The 17759-nt window shown below is 69.6% G+C and carries 9 protein-coding genes, 1 tRNA gene and 1 rRNA gene; 1 reads left to right on the top strand and 10 read right to left on the bottom strand.

The features are described from left to right. Positions 1-107 precede the first annotated feature (107 nt). The 7 genes from ACFWBB_RS15070 to ACFWBB_RS15040 all read right to left on the bottom strand — a co-directional run bounded on the left by ACFWBB_RS15070 (position 108) and on the right by ACFWBB_RS15040 (position 13433). Positions 108-653, bottom strand: a complete 546-nt coding sequence (locus tag ACFWBB_RS15070; protein ID WP_385271151.1) for a CinA family protein — start codon at positions 651-653, stop codon at positions 108-110. Further along, complete coding sequence (pgsA, locus tag ACFWBB_RS15065; protein WP_385271148.1) at positions 650-1471, bottom strand: CDP-diacylglycerol--glycerol-3-phosphate 3-phosphatidyltransferase; 822 nt, start codon at positions 1469-1471, stop codon at positions 650-652. Before pgsA ends, ACFWBB_RS15070 begins: the two co-directional genes overlap by 4 nt. Further along, positions 1468-2937, bottom strand: coding sequence for a 30S ribosomal protein S12 methylthiotransferase RimO (gene rimO / locus ACFWBB_RS15060; RefSeq protein ID WP_385271145.1), 1470 nt, complete (start codon positions 2935-2937; stop codon positions 1468-1470). The genes pgsA and rimO overlap by 4 nt, the downstream gene beginning before the upstream one ends. 100 nt (positions 2938-3037) lie before the next feature. Further along, the gene (locus ACFWBB_RS15055) at positions 3038-3877 is read right to left on the bottom strand and encodes a helix-turn-helix domain-containing protein (protein ID WP_385271142.1); all 840 of its coding nucleotides are present in this window, start codon (positions 3875-3877) and stop codon (positions 3038-3040) included. Between the two features lie 254 nt (positions 3878-4131). Further along, positions 4132-6855 (bottom strand): DNA translocase FtsK, encoded by a 2724-nt coding sequence (locus ACFWBB_RS15050; protein WP_385271139.1) that lies wholly within the window; start codon positions 6853-6855, stop codon positions 4132-4134. A gap of 164 nt (positions 6856-7019) precedes the next feature. Next, on the bottom strand, positions 7020-7709 hold the full coding sequence (locus tag ACFWBB_RS15045; RefSeq protein WP_385271136.1) for a two-component system response regulator: 690 nt from the start codon (positions 7707-7709) through the stop codon (positions 7020-7022). 261 nt (positions 7710-7970) lie between these two features. Further along, entirely contained in the window at positions 7971-13433 is a 5463-nt protein-coding gene (locus ACFWBB_RS15040; protein ID WP_385271133.1) for a HAMP domain-containing protein, read from the bottom strand. A gap of 375 nt (positions 13434-13808) precedes the next feature. On the opposite strand from ACFWBB_RS15040, the gene ACFWBB_RS15035 reads away from it, so the two are divergent. Then, positions 13809-16550 carry a SpoIIE family protein phosphatase gene (locus tag ACFWBB_RS15035; RefSeq protein ID WP_385271130.1) on the top strand — a complete coding sequence of 914 codons (2742 nt, stop codon included), beginning with the start codon at positions 13809-13811 and terminating at the stop codon, positions 16548-16550. A gap of 54 nt (positions 16551-16604) precedes the next feature. Here ACFWBB_RS15035 and ACFWBB_RS15030 read toward each other — a convergent pair. From ACFWBB_RS15030 to rrf, 3 genes are all read right to left on the bottom strand, one after another. After that, positions 16605-16680 (bottom strand) — tRNA-Thr (locus ACFWBB_RS15030). Between the two features lie 75 nt (positions 16681-16755). Then, entirely contained in the window at positions 16756-17418 is a 663-nt protein-coding gene (locus ACFWBB_RS15025; protein ID WP_385271325.1) for a DegT/DnrJ/EryC1/StrS family aminotransferase, read from the bottom strand. A gap of 113 nt (positions 17419-17531) precedes the next feature. Beyond that, positions 17532-17648, bottom strand: a 5S ribosomal RNA gene (gene rrf, locus ACFWBB_RS15020). Positions 17649-17759 lie beyond the last annotated feature (111 nt).

Below are 17759 nucleotides of genomic sequence, written 5' to 3'. Positions count from 1 at the left end.
GTGGCTCCCTCCTCGGACCGCGTAGCCGCATCCTTCACGCCCCACCGTACCGCCTCGCGACGCGGCCGTGCGGGGAGCGATGTCGTGTTCACTCAGGGCTGTAAACATCAAAACCCCCCGTTCTGTTCCGTATCCTGTGCCCGCTCATTCCCGGTGTGTTCGCCCACAAGCTCTGTCAGGAGCAGCGCGAGTACGCTCCGTACACTCTCTCTACGAATTTCCGCCCGGTCGCCGTTCAACCGCAGGGCCTCCACTTTTCCGCCAGCGGCAGAACGGGAATCCGCTCCGGACGGCCCCTCCACCGCCACGAAGACCGTCCCCACCGGCTGCCCGTCCTGCGGGTCGGGGCCGGCGACTCCGGTGGTCGCGATGCCCCAGTCGGCACCCAGCGCCCTGCGGACTCCGGCGGCCATCCGGGCCGCGACCTGCGCGTCCACGGCACCGCGTGCGGCCAGCAGATCCGCGTCCACTCCGAGCAGCTCGTGCTTGAGTTCCGTGGCGTAGGCGGTGACGGAACCGCGGAAGACCTTGGACGCGCCGGGGACCGCTGTGATCTCTGCCGCGACCAGGCCACCGGTCAGCGACTCGGCCACGGCGAGCGTCTCCGCCCTCACGGTGAGTAGTCGCACCACGTCGGTGGCCGGGGACTTCACTCTTGCGTCTCCTCCAACGCGGCCTTGCGCTCCGCGATTCCCTGCCTGCGCAGCACAATGGCCTGTCTTATGTAGTCGAGCCCGGTCACCACGGTCAGGACGACCGCCACGGCCATCACCCAGAACCGCAGGGTGGCCAGCCACCCTGTCAGCGCCAGGACGTACATCCCGACGGCCACGCCCTGGACGAGCGTCTTCAGCTTGCCGCCCCGGCTCGCCGGGATGACGCCGTACCGGATGACCACAAAACGCAGCAGTGTGATCCCGAGTTCCCGGCCGAGGATCACGATCGTCACCCACCACGGCAGGTCGCCGAGCGAGGAGAGACAGATCAGCGCCGCTCCCATGATCGCCTTGTCGGCGATGGGGTCGGCGATCTTCCCGAAGTCGGTGACGAGGTCGTACGTCCGCGCCAGGTGCCCGTCGAACAGGTCGGTGATCATGGCGATCGCGAAGGCCGCCCAGGCGAACGCACGCCAGGCCGGGTCATAGCCGCCGTCGGCCAGCATCAGCGCGACGAAGCCCGGTACCAGGATCAGCCGGAGCATCGTCAGCAGATTCGCGATGTTCCATACGCTCGCCTGGTTGACGGCGGCAGCCGCCAGCTTCGCGCCGCGCGGCGGCCTGGCGGCACCCTCAGGGTCGGTGCCCGAGGCCGGTTCGGCGGCGGCGGACGTTCCCGGAAGCGGTACCGCGGCTCTCGCCTGCACACTCTGCGGAGCTTGTGCGCTCTGCGAGGCCTGGGAATCCGGTGAGGTCTGCGAGACCGGTGAGGCCGGCGAGGAGCCGCCCGCAGCCGATGTCGGAACACCCGTCATCTGCCCGCCTCCTCACTACACCCGAACGAGCCCGGCAGGGGCTCGGCCACCAGGTCGACACCTTCCGTACCGACCACCTTCGCCTCGACCATACGACCGACGCTCAAGTTTTCGCCCGATGTGAGCAGCACCTGGCCGTCCGTCTCCGGAGCCTGGTGCGCCCCGCGGCCGTGGACGCCCTCCTCGTCCACGGACTCCACGAGTACGTGCACGGTCTCGCCCACGCGCTCCTCGGCCCGCTGCGAGACGAGCTCCTCGGCGAGCCGCGAGACCCGGGCGAGCCGCTCGGCCACGACGTCCACGTCGAGCTTGTCCTCGTAGGTCGCGGCCTCGGTGCCGTCCTCGTCGGAGTAGCCGAAGACGCCGATCGCGTCCAGCCGCGCGCCGTTCAGGAAGCGCTCCAGCTCGGCCAGGTCGGCCTCGGACTCGCCGGGGAAGCCCACGATGAAGTTGGAGCGCACGCCCGCCTGGGGCGCCTTGCTCCGGATGGTGTCGAGCAGCTCCAGGAAGCGGTCGGTGTCACCGAAGCGGCGCATCGCGCGCAGCACACCGGGCGCGGAGTGCTGGAAGGACAGGTCGAAGTAGGGCGCGATCTTCGGCGTCGAGGTCAGCACGTCGATCAGACCGGGCCGCATCTCGGCCGGCTGGAGGTAGCTGACCCGCACCCGCTCGAGGCCGTCGATGTCCGCCAGCTCGGGCAGCAGCGACTCCAGCAGCCGGATGTCGCCGAGGTCCTTGCCGTAGGAGGTGTTGTTCTCGGAGACCAGCATGATCTCCTTGACGCCCTGCTCGGCCAGCCATCGCGTCTCGTTCAGCACGTCGCTGGGCCGGCGCGAGATGAAGGAGCCGCGGAAGGACGGGATGGCGCAGAAGGAGCAGCGCCGGTCGCAGCCGGAGGCGAGCTTGACCGAGGCGACCGGGGCGCCGTCGAGGCGTCGGCGCAGGGGTGCGCGGGGGCCGGACTGCGGGGCGAGCCCCTCCGGCAGGTCCGTCGGCGCGCCGTGCCCCGGCAGCGCCACGTCCGACGCCGACTGCCGCTCCGCCGGGCTGATCGGCAGCAGCTTGCGCCGGTCGCGGGGGGTGTGGGAGGCGTGGATGCCCCCGTTCAGGATGGTCTGGAGGCGGTCGGAGATGTCGGCGTAGTCGTCGAAGCCGAGCACGCCGTCGGCCTCGGGCAGGGCGTCGGCGAGTTCCTTGCCGTACCGCTCGGCCATGCAGCCGACCGCCACGACGGCCTGGGTTCTGCCATGCCCCTTGAGGTCGTTGGCCTCCAGCAGGGCGTCGACGGAGTCCTTCTTGGCGGCGTCGACGAAGCCGCAGGTGTTGACGACAGCGACGTCCGCGTCCTCGGCGTCCTCCACGAGGTGCCAGCCGTCCGCCTCCAAACGGCCTGCGAGCTCCTCCGAGTCCACCTCGTTGCGGGCGCAGCCAAGAGTGACGAGTGCGACGGTACGGCGTTCAGGCATGGGCTCAAGACTACTTTGTCCCACCGACACCAGACGTCGACGGGGTTGGCGATCTTCGTCAACCCCGTGCCGGCCCCCTACACCCGAGAGCCCGCCTGGCTCATCCGACCTGCGGGTCGCCCTTCGTGTACGTCAGCCGCTCCACGGCGCCTGACTGGAAGTCGTCGTCGAGCTTCTTGCCGTTGACGTACAGATCGATCGCGCCGGCGTCCCCGAGGACCAGGTTGATCTTCTCGCTGTCCTGGAAGGTCTTGGAGTCGCCCTGTTTGAGCAGACCGTCGAAGAGCAGGCGGCCGTTGTGGTCCTTCGCTGCGACCCAGCTGCGGCCGTCCGTGGCGCTGACCTGGACGGTCACCTTGTCCTGGGGTGCCGCGGCGATGGCGCTGTCGGAAGGTTCCGGCTTCTCGCCGACGGGCTTGTCGGTCTTCGTCGTGGGTGAGGCGGTCTTGCCGGTCGTGGGGGTGGCGCCGTCCGCGACCTGCTCCTTCGACCCGTCGTCGTCGCCGCCCGTGAACGCGGTGAAGCCGACGAAGCCGACCACGGCGACGATGGCGGCGACCATGGCCGCGGTCCAGTTCGGCCCGCGCCGCTCGGGGCGGATACGTTCCGCCTCGAAGAGCGGCGCTGCCGGGGTCGGTGCGGGACGGCCGCCGTGGGTGTCGTCGTACCGCTCGATCAGCGGGGCGGGGTCGAGGTGGACGGCCCTGGCCAGGGTCCGGATGTGCCCGCGGGCGTAGACGTCTCCGCCGCAGGGCGTGAAGTCGTCCGACTCGATGGCGTGGACGATGGCGATACGGACCCGGGTGGCGCTACTGACGTCATCGACGGTCAGCCCGGCCGTGATGCGCGCCTGCCGCAGGGCGCGGCCGATGGAGATGGGGGCTTCCTCGGACGGGTCTTCGAACGGACGCTCGTCTTCAGGGGAGTTGCCGATGGACACGGGGGCGCCTTTCGAGCGTGTAGCCACCTGTGCTGGAGGTTCAGTCTAGGGGGGGTGCCAAAGGGAGGGGCAACCGGGCGGTGGGACCTTTACGCCATCGGTATGGCCGGACACACCGATGGCGGGCCGGTTACGGCCCCGGCGAGGAGCCGCACCTGTCCTCTCGCTCAACTTGACGCCTGCCAAAGGGAAACGGTTGCCCACCGCTCTCTAACGGGTGAGTCACGGCCGACCGCCGCTTCCCCGACTGACGTCTACCCCTCAGAATCCCCCCGGATCACCGCGAGCACGCCGTCCAACTCGTCCGGCTTCACGAGAACGTCACGCGCCTTGGATCCCTCGCTGGGCCCGACGATGTTCCGCGACTCCATGAGGTCCATCAGCCGTCCGGCCTTGGCGAAGCCGACCCGCAGCTTGCGCTGGAGCATGGACGTCGATCCGAACTGGGTGGAGACGACCAGTTCGGCCGCCTGGCACAGCAGGTCGAGGTCGTCGCCGATGTCCTCGTCGATCTCCTTCTTCTGCTTGGTGCCGACCGTGACGTCCTCGCGGAAGACGGGCGCCATCTGGTCCTTGCAGTGCTGGACCACGGCCGCGACCTCGGCCTCGGTCACGAAGGCGCCCTGCATACGGGTCGGCTTGTTCGCGCCCATCGGAAGGAACAGGCCGTCGCCCTTGCCGATCAGTTTCTCGGCACCCGGCTGGTCGAGGATGACGCGCGAGTCGGCGAGCGAGGAGGTGGCGAAGGCGAGCCGTGAGGGCACGTTCGCCTTGATCAGGCCGGTGACGACGTCGACCGACGGGCGCTGGGTGGCGAGCACCAGGTGGATGCCGGCCGCGCGCGCGAGCTGTGTGATGCGCACGATCGAGTCCTCGACGTCACGCGGCGCGACCATCATCAGGTCGGCGAGCTCGTCGACGATCACCAGCAGGTACGGGTACGCCTGGAGCTCGCGCTCACTGCCCTCGGGCGGCTTCACGGTGCCCTCGCGCACCGCGCGGTTGAAGTCGTCGATGTGCCGGTAGCCGTACGCGGCGAGGTCGTCGTAGCGCAGGTCCATCTCGCGTACGACCCACTGGAGCGCCTCGGCGGCCCGCTTGGGGTTGGTGATGATCGGCGTGATGAGGTGGGGGATGCCCTCGTAAGCGGTGAGCTCGACCCGCTTGGGGTCGACCAGGATCATCCGGACGTCCTCCGGGGTCGCCCGGATCATGACCGAGGTGATCAGGCAGTTGATGCAGGACGACTTGCCGGAGCCGGTGGCACCGGCGACCAGCATGTGCGGCATCTTCGCCAGCGAGTGCATGACGTAGCCGCCCTCGACGTCCTTGCCGAAGGCGACCAGCATCGGGTCGTCGTCCTCGGCGGACTCGGCGAGCCGCAGCACGTCACCGAGGTTGACCATCTCCCGGTCGGTGTTCGGGATCTCGATGCCGACCGCGGACTTGCCGGGGATCGGGCTGATGATCCGCACGTCGGGGCTGGCGACGGCGTACGCGATGTTCTTCGCGAGCGCGGTGATCCGTTCGACCTTCACGGCGGGGCCGAGCTCGACCTCGTAGCGCGTGACCGTCGGCCCACGCGTGAAGCCGGTGACGGCGGCGTCGACCTTGAACTCGGTGAACACGTTCGTCAGCGAGGCTACGACGGCGTCGTTGGCCGCGCTGCGCACCTTGCCGGGGCCACCGCGCTCCAGGAGGTCGAGCGAGGGCAGCGAGTAGGTGATGTCGCCGGACAGCTGGAGCTGCTCCGCGCGCGGCGGCAGCTCGCGCGTCTCCTGGGGAGCCGACTTGGTGAGGTCGGGGACCGCTCCCCCACCGGTCTTCGGCTTCTCCTGCCTGGGCCGGGAGGCCGGCGCCGGAACGGGCGTCGGCGTGGTGGGCTCCCCGTCGCCCCCGCTCACCCCCTGGGTGAGGTCGGCGACGATCCGCGAGGGCGGCATGCCGTGCAGGACGGCGCCGTCGAGGTCGGCCGCGGCGGCCGCGGCGATGTCCACGGCGTCCAGCCGCCGGTCCATGGCCGGCTGCGGCACCGCGGAGCGCCGGGGGCGGCCGCGCCGCTGGGAGAGCGCCTCCTGCTCGGCGTTCTCGGCGTCGTGGGCCCGAGGGGCGCCCGAGCGCCGACGGGGGCGCCCGGGCAGCGCCTCGCGCCACTGCTCGTCGTAGCGCGCGTCGTCGTCGAAATCGTCGTACTCGTCCGCCGCCGGGTCGTGCAGCACGCCCAGTCGCACCCCGAGCTGCCGCAGCCGCTGCGGGATGGCGTTGACCGGCGTGGCCGTGACGACCAGCAGCCCGAAGACCGTGAGGAGCACCAGCAGCGGTACGGCGAGAACCTCGCCCATGGTGTAGGTCAGCGGGGTCGCCGCACCCCAGCCGATGAGGCCGCCCGCGTCCCTTATGGCCTGCAAGCCGTCGCTGCGGGCGGGCGCGCCGCAGGCGATGTGGACCTGGCCGAGCACGCCGATGACGAGCGCGGACAGGCCGATGACGATACGTCCGTTGGCCTCGGGCTTCTCGGGGTGCCGGACGAAGCGCACGGCGATGACCGCCAGCAGTATCGGCACCAGCAGGTCGAGCCGCCCGAAGGCGCCGGTCACCAGGATCTCGACGAGGTCGCCGACCGGACCGCGCAGGTCGGCCCAGGTACCCGCGGCGACGATCAGCGCGATGCCGAAGAGCAGCAGAGCGACGCCGTCCTTGCGATGCGCGGGGTCGAGGTTCTTCGCGCCGTTCCCTATCCCGCGGAACACGGCGCCGACGGCGTGCGCCAGTCCGAGCCAGATGGCGCGCACCAGTCTGTAGACGCCCCCCGTGGGACTGGGGGCCGGTGCGGGCGCGGGCTTTCGGGCCGCGGCCTTCCTGGCGGGCGCCCTCTTCGCCGGGACCTTTTTGGCGGCGGCCTTCTTCGCCGAAGCCTTCACGGGAGCGGCCGCCTTCTTGGCGGGCTGCTTCTTCGCTGCGGAAGGACGTGGGGCCATGGGTGTGAGGTTACCGGTGGAGACCACAACCGACACGTGTGCCTACCGCTTCACCCGTTCGTGTCGCCCTCGCGAAGGCGCGGAGCTGACACGCCCGCCTTGGGTGGAGGTGGAACTGACGCGCCCTCATGCACAACTCGATGCGTCGCACGCGTCAGTTCCGTTCAGTTCGGCGACGGCACCGAGGCGGGACCACCGCCGGTACCCGGCTCCAGGGCGTCCAGCGCCCGGCGCAGACCCGTGAGTTTGCGCTCCAGGTGCGCCGCCGTCGCCACCGCCGCCGCGTCCGCCGACTCGTCGTCGAGCTGCTTGGACAGGGCCTCCGCCTGCTCCTCGACGGCCGCGAGCCGCGCGGAGAGCTCGGCGAGCAGCCCCGCCGACTCCTTGGCGCCACCGCCCGTGGCGGCCTTGGCGCCACCGCCCTCCAACTGCAACCGCAGCAGCGCCGCCTGCTCACGCAGCTGGCAGTTCTTCATGTAGAGCTCGACGAACACCGAGACCTTCGCACGCAGCACCCACGGGTCGAACGGCTTGGAGATGTAGTCCACCGCGCCCGCCGCGTATCCGCGGAAGGTGTGGTGGGGCCCGTGGTTGATCGCGGTGAGGAAGATGATCGGGATGTCCCGGGTCCGCTCCCGCCGCTTGATGTGCGCGGCCGTCTCGAAGCCGTCCATTCCCGGCATCTGGACGTCCAGCAGAATGACCGCGAAGTCGTCCGTCAGCAGTGCCTTGAGCGCCTCTTCCCCGGACGATGCCCGCACCAGCGTCTGATCGAGCGCAGAGAGGATCGCCTCCAGCGCCAGCAGATTCTCCGGCCGGTCATCGACCAGGAGGATCTTGGCCTTCTGCACCATGGCCCGCCCTCCTCGCCCCGGCAGTGCACCGGGCGCCGCCCCTGGGGACGACTCCTTTGCGCCGCCCTTCCTTGTGCCGGTCATGGTAGCCGTACCCCGACCGTCGCCACACCCTGTCACCGTGATGTCACTGTGCACGTAGCAGGAACGCAGCAGGAGACCAGAAGGTTCCCCGAATTCCGCCCCACTACACGGCAGCGGACACCCTGAGTCAGCAACTCCGGGCGCACACCGAAGGTTCCCCTCACGCCGCAGGTCCCCTCACCGGTCCCGCATCCACTGCCGCATCACGGTCAGCAGGTGATCGGGATCGACCGGTTTCGTCACGTAGTCGGAGGCGCCCGACTCGATCGCCTTCTCCCGGTCGCCCTTCATCGCCTTCGCGGTCAGCGCGATGATCGGAAGCCCGGAGAACTGAGGCATCCGGCGGATGGCCGTGGTCGTCGCGTAGCCGTCCATCTCGGGCATCATGATGTCCATCAGGACGACCGCCACGTCGTCGTGCTGTTCCAGGACCTCGATGCCCTCACGGCCGTTCTCCGCGTACAGCACGGACAGGCCGTGCTGTTCCAGGACGCTGGTCAGCGCGAAGACGTTGCGGATGTCGTCGTCGACGATCAGCACCTTCTCGCCGCCGAAGCGGATGCCCCCACGCGCGTGCGTCCCCGTCTCCTGCCCGCGGGCCGGCCACTGCTCCGGCGGCCCCACCTGCTCGCCGCCGCTCACCAGCCGGCGCCGGCGCCGGAACAGAGCCGCGGGCCCGTTCTGCGCGTCCTGGTACGACCGCACCTCGGCCGGCATCTCGATCTCCGCCTCGGACAGCTCCGACAGCTCGCGCGCCCCGTTCTCCGAGGCCACCAGGTCACCGGCCTCCAGGGCGGGCACGACCTGCTGGTAGCCCTGGGGCGGCAGCTCGCTCGGGTGCAGCGGCAGGTACAGCGTGAACGTCGAACCACGGCCCGTCTCGCTCTGCGCGTGGATCTCACCGCCGAGCAACTGCGCGATCTCCCGCGAGATCGACAGCCCGAGGCCCGTACCGCCGTACTTACGGCTCGTGGTGCCGTCCGCCTGCTTGAACGCCTCGAAGATCACCCGCATCTTGCTCGCGGCGATCCCGATGCCGGTGTCGGTCACCGAGAACGCGATCAACGGCGCGTCCGCGGCGGTCAGTGAACCGGCCTCCAGCAACTGCTCCCGGATCGCCACCGGCACCTCCGCCCCGGCCGGCCGGATGACCAGCTCGACGGACCCGGAGTCGGTGAACTTCACCGCGTTGGACAGCAGGTTGCGCAGTACCTGAAGCAGCCGCTGCTCGTCGGTGTGCAGCGTGGCCGGCAGCTCCGGCGACACCCGCACCGACAGGTCGAGGCCCTTCTCCGCGGTCAGCGGACGGAAGGTGGCCTCCACGTAGTCGACCAGCTGCACGAGCGCGATACGCGTCGGCGAGACGTCCATCTTGCCCGCCTCGACCTTCGACAGGTCGAGGATGTCGTTGATCAGCTGGAGCAGGTCGGAGCCGGCGCCGTGGATCGTCTCCGCGAACTCGACCTGCTTCGGCGTCAGGTTGGTGTCCGCGTTGTCCGCGAGCAGCTTGGCCAGGATCAGCAGCGAGTTGAGCGGCGTGCGCAGCTCGTGCGACATGTTGGCGAGGAACTCGCTCTTGTACCGCATCGACACCGCGAGTTGCTCGGCGCGCTCCTCCAGGACCTGCCGCGCCTCCTCGATCTCGGTGTTCTTCACCTCGATGTCACGGTTCTGCCGGGCCAGCAGCTCGGCCTTCTCCTCCAGTTCGGCGTTGGACGCCTGAAGGGCCTTCTGCCGCTGCTCCAACTCGGCCGACCGCTCCCGCAGTTGCTCGGTCAGCTCCTGCGAGTTCTTCAGCAGCTGCTCCGTCTTGGTGTTGACGGAAATCGTGTTGACGCTGGTCGCGATCATCTCGGCGAGCTGGTTGAGGAAGTCCTTCTGGATCTGCGTGAACCGCGTGAACGACGCCAGCTCGATCACGCCGAGCACGAGGCCCTCGAACAGCACCGGCAACACGATCACCTGCGCGGGCGGCGCCTCTCCGAGCCCGGAGGAGATCTTCAGATAGCCGCTCGGCGCGTTCTCCACGAGGATCGTGCGCTTCTCCTCGGCAGCCGTCCCGACGAGCGCCTCACCCGGCCGGAACGACGTCGGCATGGAGCCCATCGAGTAGCCGTACGAGCCCAGCATCCGCAGCTCGTACAGGTCCGCGTCACCGTCGGCCGGCGGCATCGCCAGGAAGAACGCGCCGTGCTGCGCGGCCACCAGCGGCGGCAGCTCGCTCATGATCAGCGAGGCCACGTCCTGAAGGTCGCGCCGGCCCTGCATCAGGGCGGACACGCGCGCGAGGTTGCCCTTGAGCCAGTCCTGCTCCTTGTTCGCGATCGTGGTGTCGCGCAGGTTGGCGATCATCTTGTTGATGTAGTCCTGGAGTTCCTGGATCTCCCCGGACGCGTCCACGTCGATCTTCAGGTTCAGGTCGCCGCGGGTCACCGCGGTCGCCACGCGCGCGATGGCGCGCACCTGCCGGGTCAGGTTCCCGGCCATCTCGTTCACGGACTCCGTCAGGTCGCGCCAGGTGCCGTCGACGTCACGCACGCGTGCCTGACCGCCCAGCTGCCCCTCCGTACCCACCTCGCGGGCGACTCGGGTGACCTCCTCGGCGAACGACGACAGCTGGTCCACCATCGTGTTGATGGTCGTCTTCAGCTCGAGGATCTCCCCGCGCGCGTCGATGTCGATCTTCTTCGTCAGATCACCCTTGGCGATGGCCGTCGTGACCATGGCGATGTTGCGCACCTGACCGGTCAGGTTGGACGCCATGCCGTTCACCGAGTCGGTGAGGTCCTTCCACGTGCCCGCCACACCCGGCACATGCGCCTGACCTCCCAGGATGCCGTCCGTGCCCACCTCACGGGCCACCTTGGTGACCTGCTCGGCGAACGAGCTCAGCGTCTTCACCATGGTGTTGAAGGTGTCGGCGAGCTGCTGGACCTCACCGCGCGCCTCGATCGTCACCTGCCGCGTCAGGTCGCCGTTGGCGACGGCCGCCGCGACCTGGGAGATGTTGCGCACCTGCATGGTCAGGTTCTTGGCCATCAGGTTGACGTTGCCGCTGAGGTCCTTCCAGATGCCCGTGACGCCCGGCACGTGCGCCTGGCCGCCCAGGATGCCCTCGGTGCCCACCTCGCGGGCCACCCGGGTCACCTGCTCGGCGAACGACGACAGCTGGTCGACCATCGTGTTGACGGTCGTCACGAGCTCCAGGATCTCGCCCTTGGCGTCAACCGTGATCTTCTTCGACAGGTCGCCCTTGGCGACCGCGGTCGTGACCTCCGCGATCTGGCGCACCTGAATGGTCAGGTTGTTGGCCATGAAGTTCACGGACTGCGTGAGGTCCTTCCAGGTACCGGAGACACCCTGCACCTCGGCCTGTCCGCCGAGCTGCCCCTCCGTACCCACCTCACGGGCCACCCGCGTGACCTCCTGGGCGAACGACGACAGCTGGTCGACCATCGTGTTCAGGGTGTTCTTCAGCTCCAGGATCTCCCCGCGCGCGTCCACGGTGATCTTCTGGGACAGGTCACCACGGGCCACGGCGGTGGCGACCTGGGCGATGTTGCGCACCTGGGCGGTGAGGTTGCCCGCCATGCCGTTCACCGAGTCCGTCAGGTCCCGCCACACACCCGCCACGCCGGGCACCTGCGCCTGCCCGCCCAGCCGGCCCTCGGTGCCCACGTCCCGCGCGACCCGGGTCACCTGGTCGGCGAAGGCGGAGAGCTGGTCGACCATCGTGTTGATGGTGTTCTTCAGCTCGAGGATCTCCCCGCGCGCGTCGACGTCGATCTTCTGCGACAGGTCACCCCGGGCCACGGCCGTCGTCACCTGCGCGATGTTGCGCACCTGCGAGGTCAGGTTGCCCGCCATGGAGTTGACGGAGTCGGTGAGCTCCTTCCACGTGCCCGAGACCCCGTCCACGCGGGCCTGCCCGCCCAGCCGGCCCTCGGTGCCCACGTCCCGGGCCATCCGGGTCACCTGATCGGCGAACGACGACAGCTGGTCCACCATCGTGTTCACGGTGTTCTTCAGCTGGGCCATCTCACCGGAGACGTCCACCGTGACCTTCTGCGACAGATCACCGTTGGCCACGGCCGTGGTGACCTGCGCGATGTTCCTCACCTGTCCGGTGAGATTCCTGAACGCCGTGTTGACGGAGTCCGTCAGGTCCTTCCACGTACCCGCCGCGCCCGACACCTGCGCCTGCCCGCCCAGCTCACCCTCGACCCCGATCTCGCGCGCCACGCGCGTCACCTCGGCGCCGAAGGCCGACAGCTGGTCGACCATCCCGTTGACGGTGTTCTTCAGCTCCAGCATCTCGCCGGCCACGTCCACCGTGACCTTCTGCGACAGATCTCCGCTGGCCACGGCCGTCGTCACGGCGGCGATGTCCCGCACCTGCGTGGTGAGGTTGCGGAACACTGTGTTGACGGAGTCCGTCAGGTCCTTCCACGTGCCCGCCGCCCCCGGCACGTTCGCCTGGCCACCCAGCTGGCCCGCGGCCCCCACCTCGTTGGCCACGCGCGTGACCTCGTCGGCGAAGGTCCGCAGCGTCTCGGTCATCTGGTTGATCGTGTCCGCGAGCTGCGCGACCTCGCCGCGCGCCGACACCGTCACCTTCTGCGACAGGTCACCGTTGGCGACCGCCGTCGTGACCTCCGCGATCCCGCGCACCTGGGCCGTCAGGTTCCCGGCCATGGTGTTCACCGAATCGGTGAGCTCCTTCCACACGCCGTCCACGCCGGACACCTGCGCCTGGCCGCCGAGGATGCCCTCCGTGCCCACCTCGCGGGCGACCCGCGTCACCTCGACCGAGAACCCGGAGAGCTGGTCCACCATCGTGTTGACGGTGTTCTTCAGCTCGAGCATCTCGCCCTCGACGTGAACCGTCACCTTCCGGGACAGATCACCCTTGGCCACCGCCGTCGTCACCAGCGCGATGTCCCGCACCTGCGCCGTCAGCCGGTACGCCATGGTGTTGACGGACTCCGTGAGGTCCTTCCACGAACCGGACATACCGCGCACCTGGGCCTGGCCGCCCAGCTTGCCCTCGGTACCCACCTCGCTGGCCACTCGCGTGACCTCGTCGGTGAACGTGGAGAGCTGGTCGACCAGGTTGTTGACCGTCCGCCCGACCTTCAGGAACTCGCCGCGCAGCGGATGCCCGGTCCCCTCCGGGGTCTGCGTCCTGAGCTCCATCCGCGGCGACAGATCACCCTCGGCGACCGCAGACAGCACCCGTCCGACCTCGGAGACCGGACGGACCAGGTCGTCGACCAGCGCGTTCGAGTTGTCGATGGCCGTGGCCCAGGACCCCTCGCAGGCGCCCGTCTCGAGCCGCTCGGTGAGCTTTCCCTCACGTCCCACCATGCGCCGGACCCGCGACAGCTCACCCGTGAGGTGCAGATTCCGGTCCGCCACCTCGTTGAACACGGCCGCGATCTCCGACATCACGCCGTCGCCGGACACCGTGAGCCGCTTGCGGAAATTACCCTCCCGCATGGAGCCGAGGGCCCCCAGCAGCCGGTGCAGGGCCGCCGTGTCCACGACGGTCGTCCCGCCCCGTGGTGTGCGCGGCCTGCTCAGAGACTGTCCGCCTTTCGCGCGCGCCTTAGTGCCCCGCGTCGCTGCGCCAGACTCCACTTGTCCCTCCCGCAGGACTCGACCGTTACCGCTGTGCCTGGGTGCTACTGCTCGCCATACCTGATGCCACTCGGGTATCCGCCCGATGAAACCAGGCGGGCCCGTGGGGCTGCTGCCCCCTGTGCTCAGAAGACACCCAGTCTGCCCGGACCTTCACAAGAAGCCTGCCCAGTGTTTCACCCTTGCCTAACCAGGCCATAACAGTTCGGCAGCTTCGCACACGGTCCGCACACCCTTGGACGGAAACACTGGTGACCGGCATCCGTAGGGGCCCGGAAGGTAAGTAACCTTGCATGCGGCTGTCCAGCCACGCCGGTCCGACCGGCCTGGGCGGTGGCACGAGCACGAGCGGGCATCGGAGGGGCGGCCGCACACATGACCACCGGACTGATCCCGGGGGGACAGACCCCGGACCCCCGGCCTTCAAGCACGCGCCCGCCCCACCAGCGGGGCGACCTGACCGGCCAGGGAGCCCCGCACGTCGACGACCGGCCGAGGAGTTCAGTGATCACCGCGCGCGCGGCTGCCAGCTTCGAGCCCGTCGGACGATCGGTGGCGACCGCCCGCTCCTTCGTCCGCGACACCCTCCAGGGCTGGGGCTTCGCCGACATCATCGACGACGCCGTCGTCCTCACCAGTGAACTGGTGACCAACGCGGTCGTCCACGCGGGCACCCACGCCGACGTCCTGTGTCTGCGCAGCGCCGAGGGCGTACGCATCGAGGTGTCCGACCGGTATCCCGAACGTGAGATCCCCCTCCAGGGCTCCCTCGCCACCATGGGCAGCCCGGACCGCGAAGGCGGCCGCGGCCTCCAGCTGTGCGCGGCCATCGCCGGCCGCTGGGGCGTCGAGTACACCCCCACCCACAAACAGGTCTGGTTCCAGCTCGACCTCCCCGACCGCCCGGTGGGCACCCGCACGGCCGGCCCGTCCCTCCCGGCCGACCTCCTCCCGCTCGCCGACAGCCGCGTGCGCGTGGCCGTCGTCCAGATCGACCGTACGGGCGCCATCTCGGCCTGGAACGAGGACGCCGAGGAACTCTTCGGCTACGCGGCCGACCAGGTCACCGGCAAGCCCCTCACCGATCTCGCCGCCTGGCCGCACACCCCCGGCACGAGCACCGGCATCGTCGAAGCCCTCCAGCTCTCCCGCTGGGAAGGCAGCTACGGCATCCGCGGCGCCAACGGCCGCGTGACGCCCGTGTACGCCTCCCACCTCCGCGTCCGCGACACCGACGGCGAGCCCTCCACCGTCTGCCTTCTCGTCCGCGACCACGAACGCGCGGTCCTTCAGACCCCCTCACGCGTCCCTGCGTCCGACCAGGGCACCACCTCCGACGGCCAGAACACCGACCCCTTCGAGGTGTTCATCGGCTCCCCGGCCCCGGACGACCTCGACGGCCTCCTCCAGCGCACGGTCGAACGCGCCCGCGACATGCTCGACGGCGACTCCGCCTTCCTCCTCCTGGCGACCGACGACGAGACGGAGTTGGAGGTCCGCGCCTCCACCGGCCTGCCCTCCGCCCGCCAGCGCTTCGCGCGCGTGCCCGTCGAGGCGGGCCCCGGCCGCTACGGCTCGGCCCGCATGCCGGCCGTCCACGAGGACCTCCTGGCCGTCCCCGGAGCCGTGCCCCTGCTGAACGGCACGGGCATGCGCTCCGTCGTCACGGTCCCGCTCAAGGTGGAGGGCCGCCTCACGGGCTCCCTCGGCGTGGCGGCGGAAGCCTCGGGCCGCTACTCCAACGAGGAGGCCCTGCGCCTCCAGTTCGCTGCCGACCGCATCGCGCTGGCCGTGGAGTCGGCCCGCCTGGGTGAGCTGGAGCGCCTGCGCCGCGGCTCCCTCAGCTTCCTCGTCGAGGCCTCCGACCTCCTCGCCGGGACCCTGGACCGCGACCAGACCCTGGCTCTGATGGCCCAGATGACCGTGCCGACCCTGGCCACCTGGTGCGCGGTCTACACGATCGCCGACCAGGCCTCCGATCCCTACCTCTCCTACGTCCTGCACGAGGACGAGGAATTCATCGACGGCATCAAGTCGTTGCTCTCGAAGATCGCACCGCCGGACCCGGTCCCCACCCCCGGCGCCCGGGTCTGGGGGGCCCCGGCGGCCGCCGCGCACGACGCGGCCCTGCGCAGCTCCATGCGCAGCCTCGGCCTGACCGGCGGCCCGAACCACCAGATGTCGTCCGGCATCGGCCCCACCCTCGCCACCGCCTCGGCGGTGGGCGGCGAGACGGTCGTCCTTCCGCTGGTCGCCCGCAACCGCGTCATCGGCATGCTGACCCTCGGCAAGCCCACCGACGAACACTTCCGCCAGGAGATTCTGGAACTGGCCGAGGACCTGAGCCGCCGAGCGGCCCTCGCCCTCGACAACGCCCGCCTCTACTCGGAGCGCACGGCCATCAGCCAGGCCCTCCAACGCAGCCTCCTGCCCCCGGAACTGCCCGCGATCGACGGTGTCGAGGTCGAGGTCATCTACCGCGCGGCCGGCGAGGGCAACGAGGTCGGCGGTGACTTCTACGACCTCTTCCCCATCAGCGACGGCGCGTACGGCTTCGCCATCGGCGACGTCTGCGGCACGGGCCCGAACGCCGCGGCGGTGACGGGCCTGGCCCGTCACGCCCTGCGCCTCCTGGCACGCGAGGGCCTCAGCGGCCCGGCCGTCCTGGAGCGCCTCAACTCCGCCATCCTCGACGAGGGCGCCCGCAGCCGCTTCCTGACCCTCCTCTACGGCGAGATGCGCCCGCAGGAGGACGGCAGCGCCGAGCTGAAGGTGGTCTGCGCCGGCCACCCGCTCCCCCTGCGTCTGCGCCAGGACGGCACCGTCGAGGCAGCTGCCGAACCCCAGCCGCTCCTGGGTGTCATGGAGGACCTGGAGCTCTACGAGCAGACGGTCACGCTCGACCCGGGCGACGTCCTGCTCTGCGTCACGGACGGCGTCACCGAGCGCCGCGAGGGCACCCGCATGCTGGGCGACGACGGCCTCGCCGACGTCCTCACCACCTGCACGGGTCTCACGGCCGGCGCGGTCGCGGCCCGCATCATGCGCGCGGTGGAACGCTTCGCGTCGGACGCCCCTTCCGACGACATGGCGATCCTGGCGATGCGGGTGGCGTGAAAGGAAAAAGGGCATGAGAAAGGCCCCCGCCCGAGAGGGTGGGGGCCTTTTTCGTGGAGCCCTCTAACGGAATCGAACCGTTGACCTTCTCCTTACCATGGAGACGCTCTACCGACTGAGCTAAGAGGGCCGGTCGCTTTTCGAGGTTTCCCTCGCGGCAACAGAACAGATCGTACCCCGAACTGGCCGGTGTTCCCAAACTCGTTCAGAAGGCGGGTTGAAGCAGTCCGCCGAGCGCGTTGCAGGCAGCCACAATCCGCTGCATGTCCCGCTTCGTCAACGAGGCGTCCACCGGCAACGCGAGAGTCTCGTCCGCGGCCAGCTCGGTCTCCGGCAGCGACACACACCGCCGGAACTCGGGCAGCCGGTGCAACGGGGTCTTCACCGGCACCCGGCACCCGACTCCCTTCGCCCGCAAGGCCCGTGCGAAAGCATCCCGGTCGGGCCGTCCGTTCCCCGGAACCCGCACGACGTACTGCTGATACGTGTGCCCGTCCCCACCGTCGGGCATCCGCACCCCACGCAACCGCCCGTCCAGGTAGGCCGCCCGCTCCCGACGCTGCGCGATCTCGTCGTACGGCGCCTCGGACTCCCCTTGCTCCAACACCAGCAACCCGTGCCGTCGACCCACCTCGTGCAACCGCCGGACGTCCGCCGGCCGGCCGAAGCGGTGCACGACAACGACGGCCGCGGTACGCGGAGTTACGACCGCCTCGACGGCCTCCGGGTTCAGGCAGTACGTCACGGGATCGATATCGGCGAACACCGGCAGCGCGCCCGCCAGGGCGACTGCGCCGGAGACTTCCTCATTTCCGAAGGCCGGCACGACGATCTCGTCACCGACCCCGACGCCCGCGGTCCTGAGCATTGCAGCAGTACCCATGCGTGGATGCTGGGGGCGGAACATGAACTTCAAGTGGCCGAAAACAAAAAAGGGTTGGTCCCTGAACCGAAGTTCAGAGACCAACCCTTTGAATGATTGTTCGGCGGTGTCCTACTCTCCCACAGGGTCCCCCCTGCAGTACCATCGGCGCTGTAAGGCTTAGCTTCCGGGTTCGGAATGTAACCGGGCGTTTCCCTTACGCTATGACCACCGAAACACTATGAAACTGTCCAGCCGCACCACACCGTGACCATGGCATGGGGCTGTTCGTGGTTTCAGAACCAACACAGTGGACGCGAGCAACTGAGGACAAGCCCTCGGCCTAT

The organism is Streptomyces sp. NPDC060000, assembly GCF_042737375.1.
Classification (GTDB): Bacteria; Actinomycetota; Actinomycetes; order Streptomycetales; family Streptomycetaceae; genus Streptomyces.
This window is presented reverse-complemented; position numbering and strand designations above follow the sequence as displayed.

Bases quoted from the DNA above. Each gene is read 5' to 3' on its own strand.
- ACFWBB_RS15050 (WP_385271139.1), bottom strand. From the start codon at position 6,855: ATGGCCCCACGTCCTTCCGCAGCGAAGAAGCAGCCCGCCAAGAAGGCG.
- ACFWBB_RS15045 (WP_385271136.1), bottom strand. From the start codon at position 7,709: ATGGTGCAGAAGGCCAAGATCCTCCTGGTCGATGACCGGCCGGAGAAT.
- pgsA (WP_385271148.1), bottom strand. From the start codon at position 1,471: ATGACGGGTGTTCCGACATCGGCTGCGGGCGGCTCCTCGCCGGCCTCA.
- ACFWBB_RS15035 (WP_385271130.1), top strand. From the start codon at position 13,809: ATGACCACCGGACTGATCCCGGGGGGACAGACCCCGGACCCCCGGCCT.
- rimO (WP_385271145.1), bottom strand. From the start codon at position 2,937: ATGCCTGAACGCCGTACCGTCGCACTCGTCACTCTTGGCTGCGCCCGC.
- ACFWBB_RS15025 (WP_385271325.1), bottom strand. From the start codon at position 17,418: ATGCTCAGGACCGCGGGCGTCGGGGTCGGTGACGAGATCGTCGTGCCG.